This is a genomic window from Solibacillus palustris, from assembly GCF_022549215.1.
GTDB classification, from domain to species: Bacteria; Bacillota; Bacilli; order Bacillales_A; family Planococcaceae; genus Solibacillus; species Solibacillus daqui.
Genome location: NZ_JAKZFC010000001.1, coordinates 1,121,160 through 1,140,443, shown reverse-complemented (window position 1 = coordinate 1,140,443; position 19,284 = coordinate 1,121,160). Strand labels below are relative to the sequence as shown.

The 19,284-nt window shown below is 37.3% G+C and carries 19 protein-coding genes; 8 read left to right on the top strand and 11 right to left on the bottom strand.

All coding sequences use genetic code 11. The features are described 5' to 3' along the window. The first annotated feature begins 171 nt into the window (after positions 1-171). Both LZ480_RS05380 and LZ480_RS05375 read left to right on the top strand, forming a co-directional pair. Positions 172-987 carry a lipid II flippase Amj family protein gene (locus tag LZ480_RS05380; protein WP_241368348.1) on the top strand — a complete coding sequence of 272 codons (816 nt, stop codon included), beginning with the start codon at positions 172-174 and terminating at the stop codon, positions 985-987. 18 nt (positions 988-1,005) lie between these two features. Further along, positions 1,006-1,347: a hypothetical protein gene (locus tag LZ480_RS05375; RefSeq protein WP_241368347.1), complete on the top strand. Its 342-nt coding sequence runs from the start codon at positions 1,006-1,008 to the stop codon at positions 1,345-1,347. A 123-nt stretch (positions 1,348-1,470) separates the two neighbouring features. Here the strand turns inward: LZ480_RS05375 and LZ480_RS05370 are convergent, their stop codons facing one another. Next, positions 1,471-2,094, bottom strand: a complete 624-nt coding sequence (locus LZ480_RS05370) for a hypothetical protein (protein ID WP_241368346.1) — start codon at positions 2,092-2,094, stop codon at positions 1,471-1,473. A 207-nt stretch (positions 2,095-2,301) separates the two neighbouring features. Here LZ480_RS05370 and LZ480_RS05365 point away from each other — a divergent pair, with 207 nt between their 5' ends. Further along, positions 2,302-3,123: a squalene/phytoene synthase family protein gene (locus LZ480_RS05365; RefSeq protein ID WP_241368345.1), complete on the top strand. Its 822-nt coding sequence runs from the start codon at positions 2,302-2,304 to the stop codon at positions 3,121-3,123. A gap of 53 nt (positions 3,124-3,176) precedes the next feature. On the opposite strand, the gene LZ480_RS05360 is transcribed toward LZ480_RS05365, so the two are convergent. Genes LZ480_RS05360 through LZ480_RS05350 form a run of 3 tightly spaced genes read right to left on the bottom strand, consistent with a single transcriptional unit; the run spans position 3,177 to position 5,330 of the window. Further along, complete coding sequence (locus LZ480_RS05360) at positions 3,177-3,527, bottom strand: DUF4181 domain-containing protein (RefSeq protein WP_241368344.1); 351 nt, start codon at positions 3,525-3,527, stop codon at positions 3,177-3,179. A gap of 14 nt (positions 3,528-3,541) precedes the next feature. Further along, on the bottom strand, positions 3,542-4,870 hold the full coding sequence (locus tag LZ480_RS05355; RefSeq protein WP_241368343.1) for a D-serine ammonia-lyase: 1,329 nt from the start codon (positions 4,868-4,870) through the stop codon (positions 3,542-3,544). Then, positions 4,863-5,330 (bottom strand): YaiI/YqxD family protein, encoded by a 468-nt coding sequence (locus LZ480_RS05350; protein ID WP_241368664.1) that lies wholly within the window; start codon positions 5,328-5,330, stop codon positions 4,863-4,865. Before LZ480_RS05350 ends, LZ480_RS05355 begins: the two co-directional genes overlap by 8 nt. Positions 5,331-5,501: 171 nt before the next feature. On the opposite strand from LZ480_RS05350, the gene gdhA reads away from it, so the two are divergent. Beyond that, positions 5,502-6,866, top strand: a complete 1,365-nt coding sequence (gene gdhA / locus LZ480_RS05345) for an NADP-specific glutamate dehydrogenase (RefSeq protein ID WP_241368342.1) — start codon at positions 5,502-5,504, stop codon at positions 6,864-6,866. A gap of 59 nt (positions 6,867-6,925) precedes the next feature. Here gdhA and LZ480_RS05340 read toward each other — a convergent pair whose 3' ends face one another. Then, positions 6,926-7,348: a universal stress protein gene (locus LZ480_RS05340; protein WP_241368341.1), complete on the bottom strand. Its 423-nt coding sequence runs from the start codon at positions 7,346-7,348 to the stop codon at positions 6,926-6,928. A gap of 179 nt (positions 7,349-7,527) precedes the next feature. Here LZ480_RS05340 and LZ480_RS05335 point away from each other — a divergent pair, with 179 nt between their 5' ends. After that, positions 7,528-8,214 (top strand): phosphoribosylaminoimidazolesuccinocarboxamide synthase, encoded by a 687-nt coding sequence (locus LZ480_RS05335; protein ID WP_241368340.1) that lies wholly within the window; start codon positions 7,528-7,530, stop codon positions 8,212-8,214. A gap of 309 nt (positions 8,215-8,523) precedes the next feature. Further along, complete coding sequence (gene nhaC, locus LZ480_RS05330; protein WP_241368339.1) at positions 8,524-9,903, top strand: Na+/H+ antiporter NhaC; 1,380 nt, start codon at positions 8,524-8,526, stop codon at positions 9,901-9,903. A gap of 27 nt (positions 9,904-9,930) precedes the next feature. Here the strand turns inward: nhaC and LZ480_RS05325 are convergent, their stop codons facing one another. Further along, complete coding sequence (locus LZ480_RS05325; RefSeq protein ID WP_241368338.1) at positions 9,931-10,791, bottom strand: patatin-like phospholipase family protein; 861 nt, start codon at positions 10,789-10,791, stop codon at positions 9,931-9,933. Positions 10,792-10,942: 151 nt separating this feature from the next. Between LZ480_RS05325 and pepF the strand changes: the two genes are divergently transcribed. Beyond that, positions 10,943-12,751, top strand: a complete 1,809-nt coding sequence (gene pepF / locus LZ480_RS05320) for an oligoendopeptidase F (RefSeq protein ID WP_241368337.1) — start codon at positions 10,943-10,945, stop codon at positions 12,749-12,751. 65 nt (positions 12,752-12,816) lie between these two features. Here the strand turns inward: pepF and LZ480_RS05315 are convergent, their stop codons facing one another. Further along, positions 12,817-14,031 carry an NAD(P)-dependent malic enzyme gene (locus LZ480_RS05315; protein WP_241368336.1) on the bottom strand — a complete coding sequence of 405 codons (1,215 nt, stop codon included), beginning with the start codon at positions 14,029-14,031 and terminating at the stop codon, positions 12,817-12,819. Positions 14,032-14,423: 392 nt separating this feature from the next. Here LZ480_RS05315 and LZ480_RS05310 point away from each other — a divergent pair, with 392 nt between their 5' ends. Continuing rightward, positions 14,424-15,266 (top strand): S1C family serine protease, encoded by an 843-nt coding sequence (locus LZ480_RS05310; RefSeq protein ID WP_241368335.1) that lies wholly within the window; start codon positions 14,424-14,426, stop codon positions 15,264-15,266. A 201-nt stretch (positions 15,267-15,467) separates the two neighbouring features. Here the strand turns inward: LZ480_RS05310 and LZ480_RS05305 are convergent, their stop codons facing one another. The 4 genes from LZ480_RS05305 to LZ480_RS05290 form a co-directional block, all read right to left on the bottom strand. Then, complete coding sequence (locus LZ480_RS05305) at positions 15,468-16,484, bottom strand: inorganic phosphate transporter (protein WP_241368334.1); 1,017 nt, start codon at positions 16,482-16,484, stop codon at positions 15,468-15,470. A 16-nt stretch (positions 16,485-16,500) separates the two neighbouring features. Next, complete coding sequence (locus tag LZ480_RS05300) at positions 16,501-17,121, bottom strand: DUF47 domain-containing protein (protein WP_241368333.1); 621 nt, start codon at positions 17,119-17,121, stop codon at positions 16,501-16,503. A 372-nt stretch (positions 17,122-17,493) separates the two neighbouring features. Then, entirely contained in the window at positions 17,494-18,303 is an 810-nt protein-coding gene (locus tag LZ480_RS05295) for an MBL fold metallo-hydrolase (RefSeq protein WP_241368332.1), read from the bottom strand. Between the two features lie 160 nt (positions 18,304-18,463). Then, on the bottom strand, positions 18,464-19,276 hold the full coding sequence (locus LZ480_RS05290) for a sulfurtransferase (protein ID WP_241368331.1): 813 nt from the start codon (positions 19,274-19,276) through the stop codon (positions 18,464-18,466). Positions 19,277-19,284 lie beyond the last annotated feature (8 nt).

Below are 19,284 nucleotides of genomic sequence, written 5' to 3'. Positions count from 1 at the left end.
CAGTATAAATTTGAGCTAATAAGCTAATAAAACAATGTTCCTAAGATCGTGAAAAAATACTCCAAACCGTTCATTTCAAAATAAAAGTTCTAACATTCCTATAAAACCACTAGAAACTATTTTCCAAACAAAACGTCAAACCACAAAATAACATTTGGGAGTTTGTGTAAAATGGAACTGATAACAGGAAAGGTTATTATTATTGCTTTATTTATTTTGATTATCCATTCAATCGAAACACTGGCTTATGCTGTTCGATTATCTGGAGCGCGTGCACGTTTATTAGCCTCTGCATTATCACTTTTCAATATTATGGTGATGTTTTCAAGATTATCAAACATGATGCAGCAACCTTTTACAGGGAGTTTAATCGATAACGCCCCTCCTGAAAACACACTTCAATTTGTAGAAAATCAATTTCGTTTTATTCTGGGTTCTGCCTCATTAGGCACATTAATTGGAATGCTATTACTCCCTACATTTGTCGCAATCTTTTCTAGAGCCATTATTCATTTAGTCGCAGAACGTGGGTCTATTCCCGCCTTATTCAAAAAAGGGATATCATTCGAATATTTACGTCGTGCAGTAGGACATATTCGTAAGCCTCGTTTTTCATATTTACGAGGCATCGGATTAAAAGATGTACCAAAAAGGTTATTTCTAATTAACGTTATCGTGACAGCAGTTTATACAACCGGTGTGTTTTCCGCATTATATGCAAGCTTATTAGTACCTGAATATAAAACAACAGCCATTATGGCTTCCGGACTTATAAACGGTATTGGAACGATGTTATTAATTGTTTTCATTGATCCAAAAATATCTCTACTTGCAGATGCAGTCATTAATAATCAAGGAAGCTATGTACATTTAAAAAGGGCTTCCATTATGATGATGAGCTCAAGATTTTTAGGTACACTATTTGCCCAAATAATCTTTATTCCTGCTTCACATTATGTTGCATGGTTCGCCAAATTCATTGGCTAAATATTGGAGGATAACGTTTTGTCACTTATACTTCTAATCGTTGTTTTCATAAGCATTTGTATTGTTGCCACGCTTTATTTAGTAAAAGGCAATACAGTAAAGGCATCTAAATTAAGTTACATTTTTTTCAGTTCAACTGCTGTTATTTGGACCTGTTTTTTAACTGGCGTTTACACGCTTTTCCCTGATAAATTAGCAAGTATTTTGTGGGATAGTAGCTGGATTGGTTTATTTATTCTCGGTGTAATCACCTTTATTTACGAATTTAAAAACAGTAAATCATATGCATTTTCAGCATTAATCATTTGCTTAATTAATGGCAGTTTTTATATGTTCGCAAAAATTATTTCGAGTATGTGAAGCTTGTTAATAAAAAAGTGTATGAAAGCCCTCTCCCATAAGAAGAAGTTTTCATACACTTGCTTGGTGTTCATTAGCTATTTTAGCCATTTTTAAACAAATACGCCACTTTTTCTATAAAGTTTAAATATCTTCTGATAGTTTATTCCGCATCCGCTTAAACGTATAATAATTCCCATAATATTGAATACCTTTAGCTTGCTCTGTTGCTTGTTTTGAGAAATCTTCAAAGGCATGTACGTCTTGCTCCATAAACGCTTTATGTGCTTCAATACTCGAATTCATCCAGCTCTGTTTAAATGCAGGAACGTCTTCAATTTCTTTTCCTGCTACAATATCAATAATATAATTAGTATATTGCCCAACTTCTTTATGTAATAGGCGTTCATTGTAACGATGTGCTTGCTCAAAATCTCCCTGCATCATCGCAAGCAGTGCACCATATGTCCCCTCGTATTTTGTATTTCTATATTTTTTTAATATGGCCTCTAAGCTTTCCTCAAGTTCCTCATCTGTACCTTCAGCTAATAGCTGCAAACTACGATATATTGGATTTTTTCGATTGCTCTTTATAACCTTTTCAATCTTCTTTAGATTTTTCGTATACATGGTAACGTAAAAAAAGTTCCCCATAATCCCAATAAAAAGTACTACTGCTGCGATTGCGATGGTATATGACGTTAAGTTCAACATCCCAACAATCAGTCCAATAATTGCGCCAACCACAATAAATTGTAAAAATTTCAATTTCCTCACTCCTCCCATTTATATTACAATAATTTTCTATATTCTTTAACAAAATTCCATATGATTTTAAAAATTTAGACAGTCAAATACAGATAAATATCCACATTTCACCACTAGCAAAAACATTAACAGAACTTTTATTTTCACTTTTTGTCAATTTGCGTTACGATAATAGATGGATGCAATAGATATTGGAGGATGCTTCGTATGACAATCAAACAATTACAAAAAGATGCGATGCGCGTATTAAAAGAAACGAGCCGTACATTTTATATCCCAATTACCTTTTTAGATAAAGAATTAAAACTAACGGTCGCAGCCGCCTATTTAGCTATGCGTGCTATTGATGAAATTGAAGACCACGAAGACGTTTCAAATGAAATAAAAAACACAACCTTATTAAGAGTAGCAGCGATTTTAAAAGCCCCTACATTCGATAACGCTGCTTACATCGAGGCATTAGCGCCTGTAGCAGATAAAATGCCTGAGGTAACAACACGTTTAGCAGACTGGCTAGAAGTATGTCCACAAGATGCGCGTACAATCGTCATGTCAGCAACGAGCGAAATGGCTGAGGGTATGGCTAAATGGGCACTCGCAAACTGGCAAGTGCATACGAAGGAAGATTTAGACGACTATACATATTACGTAGCCGGCTTAGTAGGTGTCATGCTTTCTGACCTTTGGGAATGGAGCGCAGGCACAAAAACAGACCGCGAGCTTGCAATTGGTTATGGTCGTGGCTTACAGGCAGTGAATATTTTACGTAATGAGCAAGAAGATTTAGATGATCGTGGTGTAAGCTTCGTACCTGATAACTGGACACGCGCCGAGCTGTTTGCTTACGCCGAGGAAAACTTAGAAAAAGCCGACCTTTACATGAAAGATTTAGACAAACGTTCCATTAAGTTGTTCTGCAAACTCCCACTCGCATTAGCCCATAAAACGCTACAAGCAATGCGTGATGGCCGTGAAAAAATGTCCCGTGCCGAAGTAGAAGCAACTGTGGAAGAAGTACAACAGGATTAAAAAAACAAGGTGTGTCGCTTACGTGATTTCGTAAGTGGCATACCTTGTTTTCATTACATAAACAACGCAATCGCTACACTACATACCGCACAAAGCGCAACGTATGTAAATGAGATAATATGACGACGCTTATCACGTCTAAATAAAAATTCAAAGAATCCACGAATCATAAATAACAGCATGATGAATGCCATCAACAATGCGTAGACTGTTTTCTGATCAAATAGATTTACAGTTACAAATGATAGGAACATAAAGCATAGGAACACTTCTAAAAACAAATGCCAAATGCCCACATACTGATCCATGAATTTTTGGTTCTTTTCGATATTAAATTTCTTGCGTAGCTTTAAATCTAGCATCCCTGCCGCAAATAACGCTACAATGACAATAAATATTAACACAGCTGTCTTCCCCTCTAAATCTCTGTCTGTAAATACTGCTGGCGTAGTTCTTCTGGCACCAAGTCACCACCAGTAGACCAAATAATGTGCGTTGCGCTATCTAGCTTTTGTTGTAAATTGTGTTTCTCTAAATACGTAACACCTTGCATCATTAATTCGATTGGTCCATAAACCCCCGCATGTGCAGATGGCTCCATAAAAATATTTTCCGTTTCGAACATCCCTTTTAAACTTCTAAACAAAAAGCTATCGTCCACAGTATAGCATCCACTAATTACGGATTCCATTACTGTCCCTACAAAGCGTGATGGGCGACCAACTGCTAATCCGTCAGCCTCTGTTTGATTGGTTAAACCAATATCCCCAACACTAATTTCATCATGTAAGCCTGTCATCATCCCTAATAGCATACAAGGTGACTGCATTGGCTCACCAAAGAAAATATGCACATCCTTACCGTAAATTTGCTTCAAACTGTATGCGACACCACCAGGGCCACCACCAACACCACAAGGTAAATACACAAATAATGGATGATCTGCATCAACCTTTACTTTCGCTTGCTTTAACTGTTCCTGTAAACGAAGTCCAGCAACTGCGTAGCCTAAAAACAAATCAACTGAATTTTCATCATCGATAAAGTGGCATGTGTTATCCTTTTCAGCTGCAATTCGACCTTGACGCACTGCCTCTGTATAATCTGTTTTATGTTCAATAACTTCTACACCGTTTTTACGCAATAAATCCTTTTTCCATTGTTTAGCCTCTACACTCATATGCACCGTTACTTGAAAGCCTAATCTAGCACTGATCATCCCAATACTTAACCCTAAATTCCCTGTCGATCCAACAGCAATTTTGTATTGGTTGAAAAACGCACGCATATTATCTGTTGTAAATTTGGCATAATCATCTGTTTTTGAGATAAGTCCAGCATCAAGTGCTAGCTTTTCGGCGTGACTTAATACCTCATAAATGCCCCCACGTGCTTTAATAGAACCAGCAATAGGTAAAGCATGGTCACATTTCAACATGAGTGTCCCTGGAATTGCAAATCCACGGCGACCTTCGATTAACTTTTTCATATTTGGAATTTCCTTTAATTCCGATTCAATCAGACCGTTAGAAAACTTTGTAATCGGAAACGCTTCCTTTATATATGAAGAAAAGCGTTGCAATTTTTGCTCTGCTTCCCGAATCATTTCCATAGAAATAGATGAAATCGTTTGCTTTTCTTTATTTAATTGCTCATTTATCCAAAATACATATTGTTGCATTTGCAGCTTCTCAATTAATGGAAAGCTTGCTGTTAAAGCGTTTACATCGATTTTCTGTTCACCCATGGTTGTTCTCCTCCTTCTGCAAAATCGCACGTTCACAAATTTGTCGAAATTTCATTTCAAACGCCAAATTGTTTTCTTCAGTACGCTTTTTAGGCCCCTTTGTGCGACCTCCTGCACGTCTTATTTTCGCATTTTCATAACGAGATGCCAACAGCTGATCTATATTGTCAGACGTCAGTTCTTTTCCGTTATGTGTGAGGACAATTCCACCTTTTGCCAAACACATAGCAGCAAGTCCATAATCTCCTGTAATGACAATATCTCCTCGTTTAAGCTCACTCACGAGCTTAAAGTCGACCGAATCTGGTCCTTTGTCAACAATAATAGTTTTTACATTTTCTCGCTCAATGCGATGAGACGTATCGCAGAATAAGATGGGTATTATCTCAAATTGAGATGAAACAAACAGCGCCAAATCAACAACCGGACAGGAATCCGCATCAATTAAAAGCTTTAAAATAAATATCAACCCCTTCTGAAATTAAGTAATTTTTATTATTTCGATATAATTTTATGAAAACGTTTTCCCTTTCTCACATCAATTTTACAAGCCTATGTCATATAAAATTAAATTGAATTGCGAGATAATTCATACTAATGTATAGCTATTAACAAATTTGGGGGTTACAAAATGACAACAGCATTGCTTAATAATGCAAAACAATACGTTGATAACGTATTCTCAAAATTACAAACAAAGAACGCACACCAACCAGAATTCTTACAAGCTGCGGAAGAAATTTTCCTTTCATTAGTTCCTGTATTCGAACAACATCCTGAATATATCAAACATAATATTTTAGAACGTATCGTAGAACCTGACCGCATCGTTTCGTTCCGCGTTGCTTGGCAAGATGATAACAACGATGTACAAGTAAACCGTGGTTACCGTGTACAATACAATAATGTAATCGGGCCATACAAAGGAGGCCTACGCTTCCACCCTACTGTAAATGAATCAATTATGAAGTTTTTAGCGTTTGAACAAATTTTCAAAAATGCATTAACTGGTCAATCTATTGGTGGTGGTAAAGGTGGTTCTGACTTCGATCCAAAAGGGAAATCAGATGCAGAAATTATGCGCTTCTGCCAAGCATTCATGACAGAATTATACCGTTATGTTGGTCCAGATGTCGATGTTCCAGCAGGTGATATCGGTGTAGGTGCTCGTGAGGTTGGTTACTTATGGGGTCAATACAAGCGTATTCGCGGTGCATACGAAGCAGGTGTGTTAACTGGTAAAAAACCGGGTTACGGTGGTTCATTAGCTCGTACAGAAGCAACTGGCTATGGTTTAATATACTTCGTAAGCGAAATGCTACGTGAGGCAAATGACACAATTTTAAACAAAAAAGTAGTTGTTTCTGGTTCAGGTAACGTTGCAATTTATGCAATCGAAAAAGCACAACATTTTGGTGCTAAAGTAGTCGCTTGCTCTGACTCTTCAGGTTATATTTACGATGCTGAAGGCATTGATTTAAAAATTGTAAAACGATTAAAAGAAGTAGAAGGCAATCGTATTAGTGAATATGTAACATACCGTCCTAAAGCTGTATTTACAGCAGGCTGCGATGGTATTTGGACAATTCCATGTGATATTGCCCTACCTTGCGCAACTCAAAACGAAATTAACGGCGAGCAAGCACGTACATTAATCGCAAACGGTGTAAAAGTCGTTGCAGAAGGTGCAAACATGCCTTCGAACTTAGAAGCAATTAATGAATTCTTAGATAACGGTGTATTATTTGGACCCGCAAAAGCTGCAAATGCTGGTGGCGTAGCAGTATCGGCATTAGAAATGGCACAAAACTCTAGCCGTACGTACTGGTCATTCCAAGAAGTTGATTCAAAATTACACAATATTATGAAATCAATTTTCACTGAAAGTTCAGAAGCAGCGAAAAAATATGGCTATGAAGGTAACCTAGTAGTAGGCTCTAACATTGCAGGCTTTGTTAAAGTAGCAAACGGAATGCTTGTTGAAGGCGTGTATTAAAATATTTAATAAAATTAAAACCGCAACTCCGTATAGGAGATTGCGGTTTTCAAATTCGCTTAACGTACGACTAATACGTCACATTTCGCATTACGTACTACATTTTCTGATACAGAGCCAAGTAAGAAACGTTCTGCACGGTTTAGCCCTGTTGCACCAACAATGATTAAATCCGATTCGGTTAAGCTTGTTAAAATAACTTTGGGTGAGCCTTCTTCAACGATTGTTCGGATATTCTCAACACCTGCTTCAACAGCTTTTGCTTTGTATTCATCTAAATGTACTGCAGCTTTTTCTTTTAACTCTTTCGCATATTTTAAATCATATGCTTCAACTGAACCAAACGAATGTGTATCAATTACACAAACTAGGTGAAGTGATGCTCCAGTTAATTTTGCAATGTGTACACCGCGTTCAAATGCAATTTTCGCTTTTTCTGAAAAGTCAACTGCTACGACAACATTGCGATAGATTTCTACCATAATTACCACTCCTTTCCTTATTTGTAGTATACCAAATGTACTTAATGATTGGCAGTGCAATTTCCACTTTATGCAACTGTCGATATATATCTTTCTTATAAAAACGAACATTTTTGTGTTCACAACCAAATAACATTCGTGTTACAATATAAATGAATTCAAATTGGAGGTTTTTTAGCGTGGAATTAATTTATACTGGTAAAACAAAAGATGTATTTAAATTAGAAAACGAACTTTACTTATTAAAATTCAAAGATGATGTAACAGGTGAAAACGGTGTGTTCGATCCAGGTGCTAACACAGTTGGTTTAACAATCGACGGCGCTGGTTTAGCTGGCTTAAAATTAACATCGTTCTTCTACTCTAAATTAAACGAGCTTGAAGTACCTACACACTATGTAGATGCAAACTTCGAAGAGCAAACTATGACTGTAAAACCTGCAACAGTATTTGGAAAAGGTTTAGAAGTTATTTGCCGCTTCAAAGCAGTTGGCTCATTCTTACGTCGTTACGGAGCTTACGCTACGGAAGGCCAAGATTTAGATGCGTTTGTGGAAGTAACTATTAAAGACGATGACCGACAAGATCCTCCAATTTCAGAAGATGCATTAGCAATGTTAAATCTTTTAACACACGAAGAATATGCAATCTTAAAAGAACGTACAATTGAAATCGCAAAATTCGTTGGTGCAGAGCTAGCGAAAAAAGACTTAACACTTTACGATATTAAATTAGAATTTGGTCGCGATGCAAAAACAAACGAAATAATATTAATAGATGAAATTTCTGGCGGAAATATGCGCGCATACAAAGGTGCTACTTATATCGAGCCATTAGAATTAGAACAAATTATGTTAGCGAAGTAATTGGTTAACTTTAGCGCAAACCGAAAATCGGTTTGCGCTTTTTTAATGTATCTATTTATCAATCGTTGTGCCATTCCATTTTGGAAATAACCTAAGTGCTTCTGTTGTTTTAATATTTGATTACATGAAATTATTTGTAAGGAAATCAGCTTAATATATTATTAAACCAACAAGAAAATCACGTGATTCGAAAGGAATTGCGTTGTCTTTCTTTTTTCCCCTTCCCTTTTACAACAAATAATGTTACACTTACTTTCGTACTTCGACGCGTTGAAGCGCGAAATTATTATTCTGAAAGGTTTTGAATTCATGAATCAATCTCAGCACGTAAAACCTCATGTAATCGAGGCATTGCTCCTTATGCTTAGCATTATTGCGATTATTTCTTATTCAATTATCAAGCTTGAAAGCGTGCCCCATATCCCAATATTAATTTCGATTACATTGTTAATTGTCTACGGTACCCTTAAAAAAGTGCCCTATAAAACAATGGAACAAAGTATGGTTCATTCTGTTTCCTCAAGCATTGGCGCGATTTATATTTTTCTATTAATCGGTGTTTTAATTAGTAGCTGGCTCATTGGGGGGACGATTCCGACGCTACTATATATTGGTTTGTCTATTGTTTCTGCGAGTTTCTTTTATGCGATTGTTTTTATCATTACAAGTATTATCGGAACTGCGATCGGCAGCTCACTTACGACTGTAGCTACAATTGGTGTCGCAATGCTTGGTGTCGCAAGCTCTATTGAAGCCTCTCTTGTTATTACGGCCGGTGCGATTGTATCGGGGGCTTTTTTCGGGGATAAAATGTCACCGCTATCTGATACAACCAATCTTGCAGCAAGTGTCGTTCGTGTTGACCTTTTTACACATATCAAAAATATGATGTACACAACGATTCCAGCATTTATACTTTCGCTCATTGGTTACGCATTGCTTTCGCCAAGTGTCCAGGAAATTGATACCGCGCTTATTAGTAACTACAAGGAAACACTGCTTGCGACAAATTTAATTCATTGGTATTCTGTGTTACCGCTCATTGTGTTGATCGTTTGTACATTATTTAAAGCGCCGAGTCTTGTCACACTTGCAATTAGTGCAATCAGCGGAATTGTACTTGCATATTTCCATAGCACGATTCCTTTAAATGAACTATTTTCGATTTTATATAACGGTTTTTCTATGGAAACAGGTGTAGCCGCAATTGATTCGCTGTTATCACGTGGTGGCATGAATAGCATGCTGTTTACCATTATTTTAATTGTGCTGTCACTCTCGATGGGTGGTCTATTATTTGCACTCGGCATTATTCAAGCACTTCTGGAAGCATTACAAAACCAATTAAAATCAGTTGGTTCTGTTATTACAGGTGCGGCGTTTACTGCTATCGCTATTAACTTAACAATTGGCGAGCAATATTTATCGCTACTATTAACCGGAGAAGCATTTAAAGATAAGTTCAAGCAACTAAAGCTTCACCCAAAAAACTTAGCACGCACAATTGAAGATGCAGGAACGGTCATAAACCCGCTTGTTCCTTGGAGTGTATGTGGTTTATTTATCGCATCTACTCTGAATGTTTCCGTACTTGATTACTTACCGTTCGCATTTTTCTGCTTACTTAGTCCAGTCATGACGATTTTATTTGGCTGGCTGAATATCACCATTACAAAAGAAACGCACTAGCATTTTTGCGAGTGCGTTTTTCATATTTTAAATCCCTAAAAATTGCTTCAACTCCTGCATTTGCTTTGTTGCTTGCTCGTAGCCCATATGATAGTTCGCCTTCATTTGATCTACCTTACTTTCAAAGCTTTTTAGTGCGCGTTCAGGTTTGAAAATGAACGCGTTCCCGTCTTGTTCAAGTTCACTAATAAACTGCATAGTTTCATTATACATGTCTGGTCTTTGATTCATTGCAGCCGCTAAACGTGGGTAGCGTTTTTTAAATAGCTTTGTCGCCCAACTTGAAGATTTTGATGCCGCTTTTAAATAGCCTGGTTCACGTGTTAAGATGAGTAAATGTTTTTCAAAGCCCTTTTCAATTGCACGCTTCACCGGAATAGAATCAGCTAATCCACCATCATAATAAGGCGCGTTGCCGATTTTAATTTCTGGGAATAATAGTGGAATCGCGCATGTTGCTTGTAAAATATCACATGTCTTTGTCATCGTATGTGCTTGCTTGTACTCCACCTTTCCGGTATAAGCATTCGTTACGCCAAATTCCACTTCACCTGGGTAATTATAATATGCATCCCAATCAAATAAATCGAGCTCATTTGGCACGACATTGTAAGCAAAATCGAGCCCGAAAATACTCTTTTCCTTTAAAAAGTTGCGCGTTCCCATGTAGCGTGGATCATTTCGGTATGTCGTTAATACACGCATCGTACGCTCTGGTTGATTCGACATATATGATACCGCATTAATCGCACCAGCCGAAATCGCTGCAATATACGGCATAATGATTTTTTCCTCCATTAACGCATCAAGCACTCCCGCTGTATATACCGTTCGGAATGTACCCCCTTCTAAAATTAAACTGCAATCCCTAACTTCATTCACTGACATCACACTCTTTCATTATTATGAAAATACTTAACTCCATTATAAGGTTATCCCAAAATTACAACAAAGTATTTATTATTCGCATTTACTTCCTAAATATTCTGAAATATGTTATTATTTATTTCGAAACTCGTAACAAATAGGAGGTAATACGATGTCAACAGTAAAGCGTAGCGATGTAACTTTGCAAGAAACATGGAATTTACAAGATTTATTCACAACAGAAGAGGCTTATACGGCTGCTATTGCAGACCTAAAAGCAATTGTAGATGAAGCCGCAACAAGCTTAGCAGGTATTATTACGGATGCGGATGGTGCCATTAAGGCAATTGAAGCAACTGAAAAAATCCGTGAGAAAATGATCCCAATCGGAACATATGCAAACCTTGCTATTAGTGTAGAGCAAACGAATACAGAAAATCAATTGCGTTCAGCAGGCTTTGGCTCTTTAGCAGCTGCAATCGCGACAAAGCTTTCATTTGTTACAAGTGATTTACTAGCATTAGATGAAGCCGTATTAAAAGAAGCTCAAAACGTAAAGCCTGAATACAAAAACTTTATTGATAAATTATTAGTACAAAAACCGCACCAATTACACCCACAGGCCGAAAAAGCATTAGCTGCATTTGGCGCAACATTTAACGCACCATACGAGCTTTATAACACGACAAAATTAGTGGATATGCAATTCCCTAACTTCGAGGTAGATGGCGAATCTTACCCAATGAGCTACAACTTATTCGAAGGTGATTGGGAGCTAGAAACGGATACAGAAAAACGCCGCGCTGCTTTTGATGCATTCTCTAGCAAATTACGCGACTATCAACACACAACTGCAAAAACATACAACACACATATTCAAATGGAAAAAACAGAGGCAGATTTACGCGGCTACGAGTCCATTTTCGATTCATTATTACAAGACCAGGAAGTAGACCGCACAATGTATGACCGTCAAATCGACCTTATCACATCGGAGCTAGCACCACATATGCGCCGTTATGCAAAACTTATTCAAAAATCACATAACTTAGACAGTATGACATTTGCCGATCTTAAAATTTCATTAGACCCAACATATGAGCCCAAGATTACAATCGAAGAGTCGCGCAAATACATGAAAGACGGCTTAGCAATTATGGGCGAAGATTATGCCTACATGCTGGATCGTTCATTTGATGAGCGCTGGATTGATTTCGCACAAAATGCCGGAAAATCAACAGGGGCATTTTGCTCAAGCCCATATGGTGTACACCCATATATTTTAATTTCTTGGACAAGCCGTATGAATGAAGTATTCGTTCTTGCGCATGAGCTTGGTCACGCTGGCCACTTCTATTTAGCAAACGACGCACAGAACATTTTCAATGCACGCTCATCACTTTATTTTATCGAGGCACCATCAACAATGAATGAAATGTTAATGGCCAACTATTTGCTGAAAAACTCAACAGATGCACGCTTCAAACGTTGGGTCATTTCAACAATTATTAGCCGTACTTATTACCACAACTTTGTCACACATTTGCTAGAAGCAGCTTATCAACGTAAAGTGTATGAAATCGTAGACACTGGTGGTACAGTAAACGCACCAAAGCTTAACGAATTAAAACGCGAAGTATTAGAAGCATTCTGGGGTGATACAGTAGAAATTAACGAAGGTGCTGAGCTTACTTGGATGCGCCAACCACACTACTACATGGGCTTATATCCATATACGTATTCAGCAGGTTTAACAATTTCTACACAAGTATATCGTCGTATTTCTAGTGGTGATGAGTCAGCGGTTGCAGACTGGATTGAAGTATTAAAAGCTGGTGGTACAAAAACCCCGCTAGAGTTAGCACAATTGGCCGGTGTAGATATTTCAACGGAACAGCCTTTACACGATACAATTGCATTTATTGGTGAGTTAATAACACAGCTTGAAGAACTAACAGCAGAAATCGAAACTAAAATATAATAATAAGCGATGGGACATTAAAAAAATGTTCCCATCGCTTTTAATCTATTACGCATCGAAGCAAGTTAAATTGCAATTATATCTTGTACAACTGATGTTTGTTGGAACAAATCTGACACGCCTGATCCAATAGCCGCAGAACCTACAGCTTTTGCAACAACACCTGCCACACGCTCATCCATTGAGCTTGGCACGATAAAGTCTTCGTTTAACTCTTCATCTGTCACCAAAGAGGCAATTGCTTCAACCGCAGCTAATTTCATGTCCTCATTAATATCTGTTGCCCGTACATCTAATGCACCACGGAAAATACCAGGGAATGCAAGCATATTGTTAATTTGATTAGCATAATCTGAGCGTCCTGTACCGATAATTTTTACTCCCCATTTTTTTGCATTTTCAGGGGTCACCTCAGGATTTGGATTGGCTAAGGCAAAAACGATTGGTTCTGCTGCCATTGATTTAATATGGTGCTCCTTCAACAAGTCAGCAGCAGATACGCCAATGAATACATCTGCATCAACTAGCGCTTCCTCTAACGTTCCTCGTAATTGGTATGGGTTCGTTAAACTTGCGACTTGCTCTTTAATCGGGTTCATCCCCTCTTGTCGGCCTTCGTAAATGATCCCTTTCGTATCACACATTAGTACATTTACATAACCCATCTGAATTAAAATGCGTAAAATCGCGATGCCCGCTGCACCAGCACCATTAATGACAACCTTCATATTTTCTGGCTGCTTTTTAACAATTTTTAATGCATTGATCAACGCTGCCCCTACGACAATTGCTGTACCATGCTGATCGTCATGGAATACGGGAATGTTACATTCAGCACGTAAACGGTCTTCAATTTCAAAACAACGCGGTGCTGAAATATCCTCCAAATTAATGCCCCCGTAAGTTGGCGCGATCGCTTTTACTACTTGCACAATTTCATCAACATCTTTTGTATTTAAACAAACTGGAACGGCATCAACATTGGCAAAACGTTTTAATAGTAGTGCCTTCCCTTCCATAACCGGTAATGCTGCTTCTGGCCCAATATCCCCTAATCCCAACACTGCTGTCCCATCCGTAATAACTGCTACTAAATTGCCCTTCATTGTGTAGTCATACACTTTTGATGGATTTTTTTCAATTTCCAAGCAAGGTGCTGCTACGCCTGGCGAATACGCTAAACTTAAATCGTATTTGTCTTGAACAGGAACCTTTGCGCGAATTTCCATCTTACCACCAAAATTTTCATGCATCTCTAATGACTTTTTCATTAAATCCATCTTCATCACCCTTTTTTTATTATTTGAATTTTATTTATAATTACGTATGTTATGGTGTTTTTATTATTTTGTCAACGATAACATTTAAAACCCAAGAAAAACCATTAAAACACACACAAAACCCTTTAACACCAATACTTAAGTCATTTTTATCACTTCTTAAAAGTTTGCTCATTTTTACACAATCAATTATATTAAAATAATAAATGCAAGTGCTATAATTTTCAAACTAGCGCATTAAAGGGCTAAAGTGTGTGATTGTTTGCACGAAGTATTTTTGCTCGTGTAATATGAAGAAATTCACAAACTTCATAAAAAAAATATTTATTCAAAAAGATATCGTCAAAAATTTCTCGCAATTTGTTAGAATAATACATATCGGAGGGAATGACATGGCTGAAAACAAAACAACCGAAGAGCTCACAGAAGAAGAATTTTTAGAACTTGTGTTAGATGAACAAGAAAAAGCGCTCGCTAAAGAACGCGAACGCCGGTTAAATCCTGTCCCTAACAAACCAAGGCGCCAAAAGCCAGTTGTGCTCATCGTCGTTTGGCTCATGGCACTAACATTAATTTTTAATACATTTGCGGTTATTTTTAATATATACTCCATTCCTGCTATTGAATTTTTAAAAGTATCAGCAAAATTATCAAATCAAGAAGATGTACAGCTATATAAAAAAGCAGTCGTTACGATTAATACTGATTCAGGGAAAGGGACGGGCTTTGCGGTTTCAGAGGATGGCTACATAATTACCAATGAGCACGTCATTGACAATGCCTTAACGATCACTGTAGTCTTTCCTGATGACACACTATACAAGGCACAAATCATTGAAAGCTATGAGGATTTTGATTTAGCGCTATTAAAAATCGAAGCTACCGATATCCCTTATTTAAAATTAGCAGATTCTAGTTCCTTCAAGCAAAACGAGCATGTTTATTTCATTGGCAATCCACTTGCGTTTAGCGGCATTGCTAATGAAGGCGAAATACTAGGCTACACTAATGCAATTGGTGTTACACCAGATATTATTATGATGAATGCACCCGTTTACAGAGGAAATAGTGGAAGTCCTGTAATTAATGAGGCGGGCGAGGTTATTGGTGTCGTGTTCGCAACAGGTAGCCGTGAAAATTATGGAAAAGTCGGTTTATTTATCCCAATTGAAAATGTGCATAGTCAATTTAACTTGCTTCAGCAAAAATCCTCCACTTCTAAAAGAGGGGAATGAATCTAAGTATATCCTGCGTTTAACGAGGTTCAAAGCCTGGCTGAATCAAGTTAATGCCCCGGCGGATGTCACAGATTTTTTAAAGGAGTTTTTCGATCAAGCTCGAAAAAAATCTGGACGCAATTACGCAGAGGCGTAATTGATAAATGAGTTTCATTAAAAAAACGGCGTCTCACAGTCATTAGTGAGCGCCGTTTTGTATTAGAAAATTAAACTGAATAAGAAGTAGAATAAACCTGCCATAACCGCTGAAATTGGTAATGTGATGAACCACGTAATAACAATCTTACGCGCCATGCCCCAGTTAACACCTTTCACACGTTGTGCAGCACCTACACCCATAATTGCAGAAGAAATTACGTGCGTTGTCGAGACTGGTAAAGCGATCACTGTCGCACCGAAAATAATCGATGCAGAAGTCAAGTCTGCTGCAACCCCGTTAATTGGACGGATTTTCATAATTTTACCGCCTACTGTTTTAATGATTTTGTATCCACCTATTGATGTACCAAGACCCATTGCTAATGCACAGGCGAAGCGTACCCAACCTTGTACTTCATCTGTCGATTGCCAGTTTGCTGCGATTAACGCCATTGTAATGATACCCATCGCTTTTTGCGCATCGTTCGTACCGTGCGTGAATGATTGTAATGCGGCTGTACCAATTTGCGTTAAACGGAAAGCTTTAGTTGTTGAATATAATGGTGAACGCTGGAAGATAAATTTGAAAATTTTCATCACAACGTAACCAAGCGCTAATGCGATAATTGGTGAAATAATTAACGCCTGTAAAATCTTTAAGAAACCTTCATAGTTTAAAATGCCAAAGCCTGCTGATGCTACTGCCGCACCTGCGATTGAACCAATTAAAGTATGTGAAGAACTTGATGGAATCCCGAAATACCATGTTAATAAGTTCCATGTAATCGCTGAGCTAAGTGCTGCTAAAATAACAACCGAGCCCGTTACATCACCTTCAAATGCGTTTAACGAGAACGGATCAACGATGCCTGACGCTACCGCTTTTGCTACACCTACAAACGTTATCGCACCGATAAAGTTCATAACTGCCGCCATCAGAACTGCCACACGAGGTTTTAACGCACGTGTTGAAACAGAAGTCGCAATCGCATTCGCTGTATCGTGGAAGCCGTTAATAAAATCGAATGCTAACGCAAAGATGACTACAAGGACGGTAATAATTAATAACGTATCCATAGTTTACTCCTTTTTGTTACGCGTTACGCATAATAATAGATTCAATTGTGTTTGCTACATTTTGGCAGTAGTCTGCAATTTCCTCTAACTGCTCATATAAATCTTTAAAAATGATTAAACGAATTGGATCTTTTTCCACTTGGAATAACTCTGTAATCGATTTCCGGAAAATTTCGTCACATTCACGTTCGTAATCCTTTATTAAAATCGCATGTTGTCGCATGCCAATTAAATCCTTTTTGTTTAATAGCTCCATCGCTTTCACTGCTTCAACTGAAGATTTTGCAATATAGTCTACGAAATCACGCATATGTTGGTTCACTTCTGTAAAAGCATACATTTCGAAATGCGCGATTGTGTTTTCAATCCCATCTAAAATGTCATCTAATTTAATGGCTAAAGCTAAAATATCTTCACGCTCGATTGGCGTCATGAATGAATCGTTTAGTTTAACTATTAATTCGTGAATTAATTTGTCACCTGCTGTTTCAAATGATTTCATTTTAATTTGAATTTGTTTTAAGTCAGCAACATTTGTGATTGTACTTTCTTTTGCGAAGTCAACACCTTGCTGTACATTTTTAGCAATATTTAATAATCCTTCGAAAAATGGATCTGGTTTTTTTGAGTTAAACATGGATGTGAATCCTCCTAAAGTTAAGTTTGTAAATCAAAACCTTTGCTATCATAACATCTATTTTTCAATATCTTCAATACTTCTAGTTGTTCTTAACAAAATATTTACAATGCGCAACAATCGGTTCGTTACTTCTTTTTCATGTAGGCACTACAAACTCGCCGGAATTTTCAGAACAACAACAAAAAAAGATAATAATATGACGAAATTCGACATTTTCGACAAAAAAAATATCTAATTAATTATTAAATATTATCTTACCCTTTTTACAATTATTTTAATTGTAAAGGAATTGTAAAGATTTTATTGCATATTTATCAATCAACAAAAAAGAGAATTTCTATAACTCGCATAAGAAATTCTCCCCATTTTTTAGCTTTTACGTAATACCGATGACACAATATGCGCTGAGTCCCATTCACCTAACGACAGTTTCATAATCGGATATTTTTTCTCGAAAAGTTGCCCAGTAATTTCCTTCACAGACAGCCCTTCGTCATTCATCATTTCAATTTTGCCACGTAAATCTTGTAAATAATCTAGCTTCGTACGTAACGCTTGTTTTCCGTCCTTTATATAGCCTGCATGGTTACAAAATACCTCGCCAAAATCATAGGTTAATACACGCTCTATGGAAGATATAATTTGTGGAATACTTTCCTCACGTAATACAACCTTTGTTTTTGGTGTTACATATAAATCTCCTGTAAATAGCTGGCCCGTTTGTTCATTTAAAAATGCTAAATGATCATCTGAATGCCCAGGTGTTTTAATTACTTGCCAGTTTGCCGTACGTGATGAAAAACGGTTACCAATCCCATTTGCTTCAAACGGCTCACGACTACCCCAAAATAGCTTGCGGTATAACGGATATCTTGCTTTATATGTACACTCTTGGCGACGAACGTCACTCATATAAACAGGTACATTATATTTTGTTTGTAAATAATGCGCACCTCCTGAATGATCTTCATGATAATGCGTTAGCACAATTTGATCGATATCAAGCTGTGAGAAAAATGGCTTAAATTCCTGTAAGAGTGATGCCGAGCCAGTATCGATTAATACACCGTCAATTTCAAAGCAATGTACATTAAGCTTAATTGCCTGAAATGATACAAATCCATTGACCATATTTACACCAGATTGTGTATGCTGTTCAGATTTTTTCTTAAAAAACATAACTTTTCACTCCTTTATTCTGCAATCTCATTTATATATACTTTATCACATTTTATGAATAGCGACTCATTTTTGCATAAATTTTACAAATGAAAAGCGCAATTTTTCAAGTTATGAAAAATTGCGCTAAATCTTTTTCTTTGAGCTAATTCCGTTGTGCTTACAAATTCTCGCTTTGTTCAACTGTTTCGTGCTTTACCCAGTCACTATAGCCAGCCATGTAAATTTTTACTTTTTCATAGCCCGCCTGTTTTAAAATCGAATAAACTGGAGTAGCAGTTACACCTGAACCACAGTACACAACAATATCCTCGTCTTTTTTTACTTTTGCTAATAAGGATGACGTTATAACTAAGTCTTTACCTTCGCGTAGCTGTTCCCAATCGTAGTTTTTTGCTGTTGGGATGTGGCCTGCAATGGCATCTAGTGGCTCTATCTCCCCACGGTAACGCGCATTTGCACGAGCATCCAGTATGGTTGTCTTAGATTCGCCATTAATTAATCGTACCATGTCCGAACGTTTCAATAATATCTCGTCATTCCATTGTAAATTCAACATTGTAGGAGCAAATATAGGAACTTCCTTCGATATAGAAAATCCTGCCCCCTTCATTGCTTCAAAGCCACCGTTTACAACGTAAGCATGATTAAAGCCAGCATAGTGTAGAATCCACCAGGCACGAGTTGCGAATGGTGATGCACCTTGGTCATAAATGTAAATGGCATCATTAACATATAATCCATTTTGCTCGAAAAGCTGTTGTAGTTGCTCTTTACTTGGAAGTGGATGACGTCCTTCATCACGTGTCATATCGGAAAGGTCATCGTTTAAATCCCAATAAATTGCGCCTTCAATATGCCCTTCCTTATATAATTGTTTGCCAAATTGTTCATTTGTTAAATCGTAACGGACGTCAATGATTCGTCCGTTACGTTCCATTTTATTGGCTGATACAAAAATCGTTGATTGCATATCGATTC